The organism is Brevibacillus sp. SAFN-007a, from assembly GCF_051967035.1.
In the GTDB taxonomy this organism is placed as follows: Bacteria; Bacillota; Bacilli; order Brevibacillales; family Brevibacillaceae; genus Brevibacillus.
The window spans coordinates 1-12,673 of the sequence record NZ_JBQCKK010000021.1 but is presented as its reverse complement, the minus strand read 5'-3'; the positions used below and the strand labels follow the sequence as shown (position 1 = coordinate 12,673).

The 12,673-nt window shown below is 50.5% G+C and carries 18 protein-coding genes; 17 read left to right on the top strand and 1 reads right to left on the bottom strand.

The window, feature by feature from the left end:
- The first annotated feature begins 25 nt into the window (after nt 1–25).
- From ACTHO6_RS18035 to ACTHO6_RS17970, 14 genes are all read left to right on the top strand, one after another.
- Nucleotides 26–595, top strand: coding sequence for a hypothetical protein (locus ACTHO6_RS18035; protein ID WP_238504134.1), 570 nt, complete (start codon nt 26–28; stop codon nt 593–595).
- A 608-nt stretch (nt 596–1,203) separates the two neighbouring features.
- A complete protein-coding gene (locus tag ACTHO6_RS18030; protein ID WP_238504133.1) occupies nt 1,204–1,938 on the top strand; it encodes a hypothetical protein in 735 nt (244 codons plus the stop codon).
- Nucleotides 1,935–2,438, top strand: a complete 504-nt coding sequence (locus ACTHO6_RS18025) for a hypothetical protein (protein WP_238504132.1) — start codon at nt 1,935–1,937, stop codon at nt 2,436–2,438. The genes ACTHO6_RS18030 and ACTHO6_RS18025 overlap by 4 nt, the downstream gene beginning before the upstream one ends.
- A 16-nt stretch (nt 2,439–2,454) precedes the next feature.
- The gene (locus tag ACTHO6_RS18020) at nt 2,455–2,637 is read left to right on the top strand and encodes a hypothetical protein (protein ID WP_440243120.1); all 183 of its coding nucleotides are present in this window, start codon (nt 2,455–2,457) and stop codon (nt 2,635–2,637) included.
- A 280-nt stretch (nt 2,638–2,917) separates the two neighbouring features.
- Nucleotides 2,918–3,535, top strand: coding sequence for a hypothetical protein (locus tag ACTHO6_RS18015; protein WP_440243119.1), 618 nt, complete (start codon nt 2,918–2,920; stop codon nt 3,533–3,535).
- On the top strand, nt 3,532–4,653 hold the full coding sequence (locus ACTHO6_RS18010; RefSeq protein WP_440243118.1) for a DUF1173 family protein: 1,122 nt from the start codon (nt 3,532–3,534) through the stop codon (nt 4,651–4,653). Before ACTHO6_RS18015 ends, ACTHO6_RS18010 begins: the two co-directional genes overlap by 4 nt.
- Nucleotides 4,654–4,672: 19 nt before the next feature.
- A complete protein-coding gene (locus ACTHO6_RS18005) occupies nt 4,673–6,166 on the top strand; it encodes a type IV secretory system conjugative DNA transfer family protein (protein ID WP_274388671.1) in 1,494 nt (497 codons plus the stop codon).
- A gap of 34 nt (nt 6,167–6,200) precedes the next feature.
- Nucleotides 6,201–6,413 carry a hypothetical protein gene (locus ACTHO6_RS18000; protein WP_238504235.1) on the top strand — a complete coding sequence of 71 codons (213 nt, stop codon included), beginning with the start codon at nt 6,201–6,203 and terminating at the stop codon, nt 6,411–6,413.
- Nucleotides 6,414–6,578: 165 nt separating this feature from the next.
- Nucleotides 6,579–7,457 carry a hypothetical protein gene (locus tag ACTHO6_RS17995; protein WP_238504236.1) on the top strand — a complete coding sequence of 293 codons (879 nt, stop codon included), beginning with the start codon at nt 6,579–6,581 and terminating at the stop codon, nt 7,455–7,457.
- 87 nt (nt 7,458–7,544) lie between these two features.
- A complete protein-coding gene (locus ACTHO6_RS17990; RefSeq protein ID WP_440243117.1) occupies nt 7,545–8,042 on the top strand; it encodes a hypothetical protein in 498 nt (165 codons plus the stop codon).
- A gap of 577 nt (nt 8,043–8,619) precedes the next feature.
- Nucleotides 8,620–8,751, top strand: coding sequence for a hypothetical protein (locus ACTHO6_RS17985; protein ID WP_269320155.1), 132 nt, complete (start codon nt 8,620–8,622; stop codon nt 8,749–8,751).
- Nucleotides 8,748–9,188, top strand: coding sequence for a PIN domain-containing protein (locus ACTHO6_RS17980; protein WP_238504238.1), 441 nt, complete (start codon nt 8,748–8,750; stop codon nt 9,186–9,188). Before ACTHO6_RS17985 ends, ACTHO6_RS17980 begins: the two co-directional genes overlap by 4 nt.
- A 125-nt stretch (nt 9,189–9,313) precedes the next feature.
- Entirely contained in the window at nt 9,314–9,754 is a 441-nt protein-coding gene (gene ssb / locus ACTHO6_RS17975) for a single-stranded DNA-binding protein (RefSeq protein WP_035298771.1), read from the top strand.
- A 130-nt stretch (nt 9,755–9,884) separates the two neighbouring features.
- Nucleotides 9,885–10,934 (top strand): hypothetical protein, encoded by a 1,050-nt coding sequence (locus tag ACTHO6_RS17970; protein ID WP_310764562.1) that lies wholly within the window; start codon nt 9,885–9,887, stop codon nt 10,932–10,934.
- Here ACTHO6_RS17970 and ACTHO6_RS17965 read toward each other — a convergent pair.
- Nucleotides 10,913–11,203, bottom strand: coding sequence for a hypothetical protein (locus ACTHO6_RS17965; protein WP_440243116.1), 291 nt, complete (start codon nt 11,201–11,203; stop codon nt 10,913–10,915). The genes ACTHO6_RS17970 and ACTHO6_RS17965 overlap by 22 nt on opposite strands.
- On the opposite strand from ACTHO6_RS17965, the gene ACTHO6_RS17960 reads away from it, so the two are divergent.
- From ACTHO6_RS17960 to ACTHO6_RS17950, 3 genes are all read left to right on the top strand, one after another.
- Nucleotides 11,177–11,683: a hypothetical protein gene (locus tag ACTHO6_RS17960; RefSeq protein ID WP_440243115.1), complete on the top strand. Its 507-nt coding sequence runs from the start codon at nt 11,177–11,179 to the stop codon at nt 11,681–11,683. The two genes, ACTHO6_RS17965 and ACTHO6_RS17960, sit on opposite strands and share 27 nt — an antisense overlap.
- A complete protein-coding gene (locus tag ACTHO6_RS17955) occupies nt 11,680–12,372 on the top strand; it encodes a PD-(D/E)XK nuclease family protein (protein WP_238504241.1) in 693 nt (230 codons plus the stop codon). Before ACTHO6_RS17960 ends, ACTHO6_RS17955 begins: the two co-directional genes overlap by 4 nt.
- 13 nt (nt 12,373–12,385) lie before the next feature.
- Nucleotides 12,386–12,673 (top strand): hypothetical protein (locus ACTHO6_RS17950; RefSeq protein ID WP_440243114.1); only part of this gene is annotated, 288 nt, incomplete at its 3' end.

Here is a 12,673-nt window from a genome sequence, read left to right as displayed (position 1 = left end):
ATTTATTTATTGAGAAGGTGGTTTTATGTGGGAACGTACAGGGGTGGAACAGGCCTATGAACTTCTCCTGCAAGCGCAGTATCAGCTAAAGGAATGGATGAAAGAAAGGAATCCCGTGGAACATCCATGCTCCTTTCAACCGGTGTTGGAACCATTGGATGACCATTGCTTTCGGTTGGTCTATCCGGAATTGGCTCCCGTGTTCAGTCGATTGAAGAACCACGCACCGGGACTGCGAGAGCAGATCAAGCAGGAGTGGTTGGTAGGAACAGAAGAAGCCTTGCGAGCATTCTGGCAGCCGGACCGCAAGAAGGCTTGGGATGGTTTTAATACGAGGGATGGAGTGGGAAGTTACTACTTCCAGGAGCCCGTGGCGGTCTGGATTCGGAACCATTATCCCGCCAATCTTCTCATTGACCTGGACAACCACGTGTACAAGTGGATGATCGATGCGTTGGTAAACGCTTATTTCATCCCCGACGACAACAAAAGTCGGGTGTCTCTTTTGTTTGACTATGAACCAAACGCCGATCACCCCCTCACGGAAATGTACGTGCTGCCCAGACGAAAATTAATGGATTTCTTGGCGGTGTAAAACCCAAAAAACAGTGGTTGTATACGTATGGAATCAAAGCGCTCTTTCATATGGAATTAAAAAAATCTACAGAAATTTCCACATGACGTTAGCGGCTATCCTATGGAATCAATTTAGAATCCATACGATACAGAGGGTGAAAACAGGGGTTAGTTAGAATCATTTGATTCCCTATGTTTGAACGTTGCTATTTAAGGAAAGCAAAATTCAGATGCCGGGTGTTGTGAAGATTCTTTGGTTCCATATCTGCCTTTCGGGGGTTAACTACGGGGAAGGAGCAAAAAGACAGATTCCATATGAAAAAAGTGTCCTGATCCCATGTCGTTCTATGGGTTTTGGAGATTGGGGGTCGGGGTTGTGCAATCAAAGGGCAATTCCGGTGGGATTAGGGGCTAAGGCCGGAGGCTGAAGCCCCTAATCTGCCCAGGTGACCAGCAGCCGGGAGAGGTCAAAATGCTGGGGAAAAACGGTAATTTCACGGAGGTGGAAAGAGGGAATGTTGGCTATTCTGAAAGTTGATCGGTAAAAGAAATCGGGCGAGCAAGTGGGAGAGTGCTCCGCACTCGACGGTTGCGAGCCATACATCAACGATGAAGGGGGGAACGTTGGTGAGAACACCAGAAATCACGACAAATGACATTGCACTGTTTCGAATGATATGGGCGTATCGTGGTTGCACGTCAGATGTACTGCGGCAACGGATTTTTGACGGTCGAAGATACGGGTATACACGAATCGCAACGTTACAAGAGCGCGGATACATTGCCAAACGAGCAATCTACAACCGGGAGTGGCCGAGGGGATACTGTTGGTATCTACTGAAAAAAGGGCTGGAAGTGTTAGCTGACGTAGAGGGATGGAGCCTAGAACGGTTGGAGATCGAGATTCGCCGATGGGAAGAATGGCGGAATGACAGCAAAGTTGCGCAATGGAACCGCCTATGGATTATGAACGTAGCGGTAGCGTGCGAAAAAGCCGGATGGGGATGGATCCCGAAATATGAATTTGTCGGGTGGGGCCGCCAAGAACGAGAGCAATCTCGTATTGGCGGCATCCTTATTTGGGAAGAGCAAAAGTATGCCTTGTTCGTGATTGAACCGCAGGGAGGGAGATTGCCGATCTACCGGGCAAAAGAAGAATCCCGTCGGGTGCGAGGCGTTGTGGACGGCGTGATCGTTCTCAGTCGAAATGGGTGGTGCATGGAACAGTGGGGTCTTCCTGATTATTGGGAGTACGTTCTTCCCTACGATGAAGGAATGGCCATTTTGAGTCTCGGCGCCGGATGGGAAGCAGCCATGAGAACAGCAGGGGGGAACACCTGGAAAGCGGAGGGGTCATTATGACGGGTGAGGGTAGAGTATCGTTTCTCGTCATCGTCGTAGCAGGTTTTGTTCTCGCGAACACCCTCTCGATGACCTGGATTCCTCTTTTGCTTTGGTTGGGGATTTTGTGGATACTGGGGATAACTCTGTGGGTATGGAAAAAACAGGAGTCTTATTCCGGATGGTGGATGGGCGCGGCCTATTGGATTCTTATGGGATGGAAGGGGGATGAAGTACGTCACGTCTTGTACCAGGTGGCCTTGGAGTATTGGAACGGGGATGGGTCGATGAACTGGTTGTTGATCACATTAGCGGTGACCGTCTTATATGCCGTGGCCGGCATCAAGATGTGTCACCGCTTTACTGTTGCCCTTCCCCAATGGGTAACGTCGTCCATGGGGACGTTGACCCGCTCGGTGAAAAAGGCCATGGGACAAGATTGGGAGCTAATCGAATTCCAGTTGGGGGTTGATCGTACAAGCGAGATCACAAGCGAACCATTCCGTCCGGGCGGGGAATAAGGGAGGGGGGAGAACCATGCTCATTCGGGAAGAAGTGGAGTTTCGGAGGGTGGATGAGTTAAGGGAACATCCACTCAATCGGATGCTCAATTCCCCGTTGGGTTCCATAGAGGCCGCGCTGCTTGAGAACAGCATCGACGAAATGGGGATTCAGGAGCCCTTATGGGTAACGGGGGAAAACGTCATTATCCGGCCATGAACGATGGAAGATCGCGGCTCGGAAGGGCATGGAAAACGTACCTGTGCGTGTGATTGAATCGGCAACCGAAGAGGAGTTGCTGTATCTACTAGTTATGGCCAATGACGCTCGTCGCGGGGATGAGAAAGACCCGATGCGGAAAGCCCGTAAGATTAAGGTCTTGTACGACTATTGGGGAATCACAGTGGGGAGGCCAAAAAGTGGACAAGATGACCACAATAGAAAAACACGCCGAGACGTCGCAAACCTCGTGGGAGAGGGAGAGAGAACAGCAAGACGATTGCTCAGACTCTTGGACTTGATTCCAGAACTGCAAGAGCTGGTTTCCCGTGGCGTCATTGGCGTGGTGGCCGGGAATGAACTTGCTGCCTTGTCAGAAAAAGAACAGCGTCATCTGTACGAAGCCATTACCCGTTTCAATGTCAAAGAGGTACGATCGCAAGAAATCCAGGCGATACGAAGTGAGCTGGAATACATCCGGGAACGCCGGTCGCAGCAGGTAGAACAACGGGAAGAGCAATTGGATTGGTTGGACGTGGGAGAAGACGTCGTGGAGGAGATGAAGAAGTGGGAAGAAGATGTTTCCGATGAGGGGCAGGGGGAGGAGCTGACAGAAGAAAACGGAGAATGGCACACCGAACTGGAGAAGGACATCCCCAAGACCGCGATTGATGCAGTTGCCCCCACGTTGGAAGCATCCAGTGCCCGAAATTTGCGGCGCCGCTTGTTGATCAAAAAACTGGACAAGGCGGAGAAGTTGATAAATCGACTGGAACAAGACCTGCTCCCGTTTTTTGATAACCTGACGGACGCCGTGGTGCGGGAACGCGTCCATGATGTGGCAAGGCAGTTGATACGCGTATCCGAAAGACTGGACGGGGTGGTGTCGGGAAGGTGAGTCACCTGTTTGTAAACGGCCAGTTGATAACGGAAGATGTTTTCCGTTCCGGCACAGATTACGATCAAACCGTATTGAAACAATGGCATGAACAAAAGCTGCGGATACAATGCGCGTGTCAGGCATATTCCATACGAGCGGAGATGCATGTACGGAAAACGCCCTATGGCCGCTATACGTTGGTCAACAATCCTGAACACTCCGACAAACATTCCCCTGCTTGTCCTTACTACGGGGAGGTAGAACGGTCCAGTACGGGGGAGAGGCGCCCGGTCGAAAAGGTTGGAGATCGCTTGGTCGTCCATATCAAGTTGTTCCCGGAAACAGGGACACAAACAGGGAAAAGCCGAGAGACGGGGAATCGAACCGGGGGCCAAACGGAAGAACAAACGCATCGTCATCGCTTGTTTCCTTCATTCATCTTCGACTGGTACAAGCTGGCTGTCGAGCAGCTGCAGGGAAGGGGCAAGAAGATGACACCAGCCTCCGTGTTGTACCACATGTGGCATTGCATGTCCCATCACCGGATCTGGATAGGGACGGAAGATTTTTATTGGTTTGGGTACGTCCCTAACGAGCGGTTTCGGCTACCCAAACGGCGGAAGGTGGTTCTTGGGTGGCTGCGTGAGCGGGAAGAAGTGATCGGAGGAGAGCGGTGGGGGATTGAGGGCATGAGGTCGTGTTTGATCCGTGTCCTTGTTCCCGAAAACCATATTCCCCGCTACCGTGTGGATGGCAAACTGGTTGCGCTCCGCGTCAACTTCGACTATCACGAACCGCGTTCTATTGCTCCGGTTGTGGGGTGGTATATCACGGAAGAAGGTTGGTGGCTGCACAGCGGAGCAGAACGGGAATTGCTCATGCTGTTGCGGGAACGAAAGTACACCATCCTTCGTCCGATTGAGCCGTCAGAGGAATGGCTGGGGTATCAGCCGGATTTTGTTCTGCCGGAGCGAAGTCCTCCTGTGTATGTGGATGTGCTGGACGAACCGGATGAGTTCTTGGAAGATTGGTCACCTCAAAGGAGGAAAAAACAGGCGGAGATTTACCGAGCAGCGGCACGAAACCGGGTAATCCGCTATGTGCAGTGGCAGTCCGGTGATCCGGTAGAGTTTTAACAGGGGGGAGGGGAACAAGATGATTGTTACATATGGCGGCTTGGATGCGTTTTTGCACACCTTGGTTGTGGGACCAACGGGCAGTGGGAAAACGAGTTACTTGCTCTCTCCCATGGCCATGCAGGTCTTGGAGTCGTATAAGCGGGGAAACCGTGTCGGAATGCTGATTTTGGAGCCGAGTGGTGACTTTGTGGAGGATATTTACCAGGGGTGCCTTGCCTATGGAATCCCGGTACGACGCGTCGATCCAACGTGGCACGGGAGCGATGGTCTGAACCCGTTGCTGGGCGAACCTCAAGTCGTTGCGGAAATGACGAGGACCGTACTAAAAAGGCTTTTTGGCAAACAAGAAGCCTTTTTCGCATTGGTGCAGGAAATGGCCGCGCGAAATGCGGTTTTGCTGTTGAAGCGGCTGTACGGAGACGATGCCGATCTGCTGCATATTGTCCGCGCGCTCCGGAATCTCAAAACGCTGAAGGAACACATCACGGAGTATGAACGAAAACACAGGCGAGATGACCTTGTGGAGTTTTTTCAGGTTGAGGTTTTCGACAGTGAAAACTTCACCAAAATTTCTACCGGTCTTCGGATGCAGTTGGAAGACTTGGTGGGGAACGAGCTGGTGTTGAAACTGCTAACGAAAAAGAAAGAGGAAAGCGTCCGGTTTGAGGAGCATTTGGCTAACGGAGGCGTGGTTCTCATCAACTCCGCATTGGGAGAGTTGGGGAATCTCAGCAGCATTTTCGGTCAGTTTGCCATCATGACGTTTCAAAATGCCGTTTTCCGTCGGCCGGGGAACCAATGGACGAGACGCCCGCATTACACCTTCATCGATGAGCTGCCCGAATACCTCAATCCGGATTTTCGCCGGCTATTGACGTTGGGGCGAAAATATCGAAACGCGTGTACGATCGCCATCCAGAATATTTCCCAACTGAAGGTGGACGGATATCCCGGGTTGGAGGATACCATTATGACCAACTGCCGGAACAAATTGATTTTCGCCTGCGAACACGAAGCGGATGCGAAGAAGTTTAGTGCCTTATTTGGGACGGAAAAACGCGTCAATCAGACCAAAATGTACGACACCCATATGGGAATAAAGGCATTCACGGCGGACAAAGTGACGCAGACGGAAAAGGAAGTACCGCGGTTTACCCCGACACAACTCATGGAGTTGCCAGCCTATCACTTTGTCGCCAGGCTTGTGAAGAACGGGCAATTACAGGTACCCAAACTTGTGAAGGGGGAATTGGTTCGAATACCGGAAGGAAAGGAGGAAGAATCAAATCGGAAACCATTCGCATGGGTAGAGAAAGTGACGAGAAAACGGAAGGAAGAGATGATCGCGAGGGATTCCCCAACCGAATCACAGGAGACATTAGCAGCAGTCTCACAAGAGGAGGGAGATCAGCCGAGAAAGAAGATCACGATTGTGTTTCCGGAGCAGGCCAATCTTTCCGGGGAAGAGAAATGGTTTACGTTACGAAAAGCCAAACGAAAAACGGGATAATACGGCTTCCTCTCAAATGAAGTGGGGGTGTCCATTGGATGAAATGGCGATTTTGGACCCTGGTTTTGGTAGGAATCACGATAGTAGCGGGTTTAACCCTTCTGGAGGCATTCTCCTAGTGGGGGCTTCAAGATATTTGGTAAAGGTGGAGATTTGGCATGGCAAGTCAAGCGGCTGTCAACAAACAACAGATGGTGGCAACCCAGAAGCCAGCAACTCGAAAGAAGCGATCAGCAAAAGTCAGTGAGGAGGTACCGTTCGTTCCATTCCTCCGAGTGGACATAAAAACGGGAGCATTTATTCTGGACGAGCGAGAAGAAAGATATTGGAAGGTATGATCATAGCTACTCTCCCATAAGGATGAGGGCTATTTTTATTTTCTCACATTCATGTGAAAAAGGAGGAATTGTTCATGTTGGCAAACATTTTGGAGCGCAAAGGAGATCAGAAGAACTTTTGGGCGGAGCTGTTCGCAGCCAAACAAAATAACATGGCCATTCAGGCAAATGTTGTCGGCTTGGAGACACACAAATTAAACGGAGAATCCGTTCGCTGCTGGGTATTGGAAGTAGAGCCGACTGGTACTGTGAAAGGCATCGTTCCGCGAATGGAAACAGGCGTGGAAAAAACGTCCGAGATGAATGAATTCCTAGGACAGACCATTCCGGTCATGATCCTGCATATTGACCAGGATGCCGAACAAGTGCTGTGCAGTCGTACCCGTGCCATCGACCTGATGCAGGAAATTGCCTTGCGGCGGATGAAAGTAGGGGATCAATACACGGCAACGGTAACGAAAGTGTCGCAGAACCGCATCGTCGTGGAAACCTCCGGGTTCTCATTTTCGTTTACCAATTCCGACTTGAAATTGCCGTTTAAGAATTTGCGAGACGTGTATCAGGTAGGCCACACGCTCACCGTTGAAGTCAAGGAGATTATTAGGGATGGGCATGCGGCGCAGCAGAGTGAAGCGGCAGCCGGGGAAGATCAAGGCGAGAAAATGCCAGCTTCGTCCATTAGGCTCATCGTGGCCCCTGTTCTCCAGGACAAATGGGAATTGATTGGCACACGGTTCAACCTCCGAGGTGTGTACAAAGGCGTGATTAAACGGCAATTCGATGCTGGGTATTGGGTCGAACTCGTGCCTGGCTTGGATGTGTACTGCCTGCATCCGAAGCGGAGCCTGCACAAAGGCTTGCTCAAAGAGGGACAAGTGGTGTTCATCCAGCTGCAGCGGATCAACAACAAAGAGCGGCGGTTGAGCGGCGAAATTACCCGAGTGATCGGGTGAGAAAACATGTTCGGGAAATCATGGACATTCAACTGGGAACCTACGCAAACCTCATCTCTTGAAGTTCATTCACCGCTTCTGGAATGGATGAAAACCATCGGAATCATCACGGCCACTTCTGCAGACTGGTTTCATGCCACCAAGAGGGAAACGCGGGAAACGATCAAGCAGCTTCTGTCGGCTGGCATCATTATGCGGGGCCAAGCCCAATCCGAGGACAACCAAAAGCTGACTGTTTACGCCATCGAACCGGTTGCCGGCGAAGAGGCCGTAAAAAAACTGATCCTGGAGCGTGTCTTGGACCACTGGTTGGACTATGTGGAGCCCATTGACATTCAGACAAACCCAAGCGGGGGCACGATCCGGATTGGAGACGATCTGGTGGACATTCGGATTCTGTATGGGGATGTCCACCCTCCCGAACGGGAGCGGGTCTTATGGTTCGGAGGAAATTGGGATGCGTTTCGATCGGTTGTTCAGCCGGGACACTTTGCCGCAACCCTGGACGTATGGGAAAAGGGAATGGTGATGAAGTGGGAACACAATTGGACGCCCGTACCTCTCTCCCTCTTGACGAAGGGATAAAATCTTAGGTAAAATATGGGCAAATCAAGTCCAATATACGAATCATCAGAGGCTTTTTCCGTGGAGCGGATAGGGGTTCGTATACAATCAACCATGTTGAGCATGGGAGATTGCGAAGAAACGGGATACCTCATACCGTTGGGTAGTTGGCAATACCTGTTCCCTATGAGGTTAATGATCTGCGTTGAGCGCAGAACTTGATGGAATGTGTGAGGCTTTGACCCATGGTGCGCCTCTTCCAATCCTGCGAAGGGAAGCAGATTGGACAACATGGGCGGAAAAGATGTCGTGCTTGTCGTTTCCTGGCAGAGACAAGGCGACATGGTGGTTACGAGAGAGCTAGGCACGGACTCGTAACGGTCGCAAGCTGCAGACGTGTTGGGCATGACTGCGGAACTTGGCGAAAGAAATTTTCTCGACTGAAGCATAGGCGTAGTACGCTTTTTGCAGGATTGTTTCGTGCAAAAAGAGGTAATACGTCTTTTTGCGTTTTCAGGACATCTCCTCTGAGATACAATGGGTAGAAAGACGTTGTATCGAAGGAGGTGGGATACACATGCAAAAGGAGAGGGATGACATGGACACTCTTGAAAAAGAACTGGAAGAGTGCTGGAAAGAGGCTGCAAACACGGAGCCATTAAGCGATGAGGAACTGGATGCGATCATTAAAGACGTTCGCAGATCCATCCGCAAGGTGGTGGAACAATGAACGTGGTGATCGACACCAGCACAATCATTCGTGCGACGTTGGAACAAAATAGGATGGCTCAAAGGGCTCTTTCGTTGTCCATCCGGGAACATCAGGTACTACTGACGGATGAGATGGCGAAAGAGCTTGCTGCCGCAATTGTCATCGTCGCAGAAAAGAAAGGGCAAAACCCGAAACCACCATTGAGAGTAGCGGCGACTTATTTGCTTCGGGCCAAAAGGGTACGCTCAACCACCGTGTATTCCTGGTGCTACGATCCGGATGACTCCATGTTTATTGAGTGCGCAATTGATGGTGGTGCACAAGCGGTCGTCTCCAATGACCGGAGTTTAACGACACTTCATGATTACGTCACCGATGAAGAGGGGAAAAGACTCATCCAAAAGATTGAGTTTTTGACCCCGGAGGAGTTTGTAAGTAAATACAGCCTGACATGATTTTTTCATCAGGCACAGGAAACCAAGACTTTTCAACCGCTAAGGTTAGGAAGTCTTTTTTATTTTTGTCCCTCGTGCGGGCGCAACAATAGCACGGGCCGAGAAATCGGCGGAAAGGAGAAGAAATGAATCGAGTCGTCTTGATTGGTCGTCTGACGAAAGATCCGGAGATGCGCTACACGACAAACGGGATCGCTGTTACGACGTTTACGTTGGCTGTGAATCGCCCGTTTGCCAATCAAGAAGGAGAAAGGCAAGCGGATTTTATCAACATCGTCACCTGGCAGAAACTTGCCGATCTGTGCGCAACCTACTTACGCAAGGGCCGACAAGTTGGGGTGGAAGGAAGGCTGCAAACCCGGTCATACGAAAACCAGGAAGGACGAAAGGTATACGTGACGGAGGTTGTGGCGGACCGTGCTTATTTCCTTGAGAAAGCAGAGGAGACTCGTACGGGTAATCAGCAACCAAGCCATGATCCTTTTGCCCCTGGAGATCCATTTGCCGATCCGTTTGCTGGCTCAGGAAAACCAATCAATATTACGGATGACGATTTGCCGTTCTAGGGAATGGGTCATCGCAGGACAAAAAAGACTTCTCTCTGATGGATCGAGAGAAGTCTTTTTGTATACACAAAATCCCTCGTGCGGGAGAAAACAATAGCACGTTGGCCGAGAGGCGAAGAAAGGAGATTCCATGAATAACCAACTGACGGTCATCGATGGACAGGAAACTCGCTTGATGGAGGGCTACAGTTACCAAGAGATGCACGCTGTCTTGCAGGAGATGAAACAAAAACTCAATCTGACGCAGCAATTCTTCAAGGAAGTCATGATTGAGGGGCAAGATTACGGCGTTCTGGAAGGTACTGCGAAACCAACGCTATTGAAAGCGGGTGCCGAAAAACTATGCGAACTGTATGGGTTCTCACCGATCGTAAAAATGATCGAAGAAACGGCGGAAAGAGATACCGGCTACTATCGGGCTCGGGTAACGATTAGCCTGATCCATCGTCGCAGTGGGGTAACCATTGCTGATGGTGTTGGGGAAGCCAATACCATGGAAAGTCAATATCGCTGGCGTTGGGTCTTCGAAAACGAGTTGCCGAGGGGGATTGATAAAAACTCCTTGGTACAGAAGAGTTTTCCGAAAAAGAACGGAAACGGAACCTATATCAAATACCGGATCGAAAATGAGGATCTCCACTCATTATGGAACACCGTTTTGAAGATGGCCAAGAAGCGCGGTCTAATTGACGCTGTGCTTTCTGCAACCCGTTCTTCAGGTATCTTTACCCAGGATGTTGAGGACTTGAAAGATTGGGCGGAAGCGGCTCCATCGGATGAACCCAACCAACGACGTGAGAATGGAACGCCCGGTCACAACAGGAACGAAAGCAGAAGGACGTCAAACCGGCTGCAAGGACAAGAAGGGAAGCATTCGCCACAACATCAATCTGGTGCTCACAAGGAACACGCTGCCATCACTCCGTCCGATACGCCCCGTTGGATTACGGGCACCGTAACGGATGTGCAAGGAACAGCCATCAACGACACACCTTGCTTTATTTTGTTCCTGCATAACGGCAGCAAAGTCCTGATTCCGGAAGATCATCCGGTGGCCCAACAAGACTTAAACAACTTGATGGGGGGACAATTGTTAAAGTTCCTTACTCGCACGATGGGAGATTTTGAGGCAATTGCTGGCCGCAGCGGACAAGAGATTCAGGAGGTGCGCAGTGCATGAGCATTTTTCCTGACATCTTTGGCGTAGCGAATGGTTTCCATCTCTTGGCACAGCAAAAGGCTGCGCCGAGAGGTGAGATTCGCATCCATTGCCCGTTTTGCGCAGAGATTGTCGGTACAGCAGATCGCGGGTTCCATCTTTACCTGAATCCGGTCAAGAATACGTATCACTGCTTTCGCTGCCAGGAAAAAGGGGGTGTAGCCAAATTCATCGGTCTTCTGGAGGGAAAAGGCGAACAAGAAGTGATCGATGAATACAAGGCCAAACATGAAGCCGCCCGAAGGAAAAAGCGGAAGAAAAAGACATGGGAAGATCATCCTGCAATGAAGCTTTCCGCACACCAATGGAAACTGATGGGCTTTCTCGGGAAGATCGACGGGAAAATGTTTCACACCAACCCGAATTATGCACGCGCTGTTCTTCAGTGGGCATGGCGGGAGTGGCAACTATTCACGTCTGAGAAATCGAAGGAAGCGTTCCATGTCCTTCTAATTGGCAAATACCTGGCGAATGAAAAAGCCGCGGAGAATTTCGTCAGGAAAACCGAGAGAGATACTGGCATTGAAAGTCTTTGGGAGCGCGCCGTGCAGATGCATCAGCTCCCCAAGGATTTGTGGGCGGAATGGGCCAAACGAGCGGATGTCATCGTTCGCGAACTTGTAGAAGCAATTCGGAACGAAGAGAAAGCGGCGGATTTGGAAGGGACCATTCAGCGAGAGTTGCAAAACATGAAGGAGAGAACGGCGTGACCTGGAAATGGAGTTATAGCCGACTCTTCAAATATGACTCCTGCCCCCACGCGTACTATTTCCGGTACGTGTTGGGGATGCCGGAGAAGGAAACGGAAGCAATGGCGATCGGGAAGCAATTCCACGAAGTCATTGCTTCTTCTGTTTTACGGCAGCCTCCGCCGACGGGAATTCCGAAAGACGTGCAGGAGTTGGCGATAAAGGCGTATCGACTGTTGCAGACCCACATTTTCAAAGGGGAAATTGTCGCGGTCGAGCGTGAAATCATCACTCCCATTACGGAAACGGATCTGTTCCATGTGGTGATTGATCTCATTGTCCAATACGATATGTTTTCCCTCTCAATTTACGACTGGAAAACATCCTGGGCAGTTTATGAGGTCATGCAAAAGCCCAAACAACTGCTTCTCTATGCTTGGAGCGCATGGCAATCCGGCCTTTACGCTTCGGAGGTCGCTTATCTGTTTCCGAGAAAGAATGAAATCAAAACAGCACAGGTAACGCCTGAAGCGATTGCAGAAACCCTCGATTGGGCCAAGACGCAGATTCATCAGGCGAGAAACGCTTATCAGGAACTAAAAAAAGGGACGCCACCGGAGGTAGCATTCCCGCCCAAATTGGGAAGTGGCTGCACCACCTGCAGCTTTATCCGTGAATGTCCCATGACGAAAAAATACCACGTTCATTGAGGAGGAATGAATGATGAATTTCATGAACAATGCAGGAGAAAATTTCAAGCGGATTTTGGACGAACTGAACCGTCAAGCGCAGCAAAAGGAAGATTTCGTTGTACCGGCCAATCAGATTCGGATGCGTGACGATGGAAACTTTACGTTCCAGACACTCTTTACGAATGAGGCCACCAGCCCGGCAACCGAATGGGCGGAAAACCAGATGTATCAAAAACTGGAGCTGCCGGCTCGCTTCATGCGCCGCTGCCCAAGTGATTTGAGGGCAACGAACTTTAACTACTTCGCAGAGCGGCTGCCA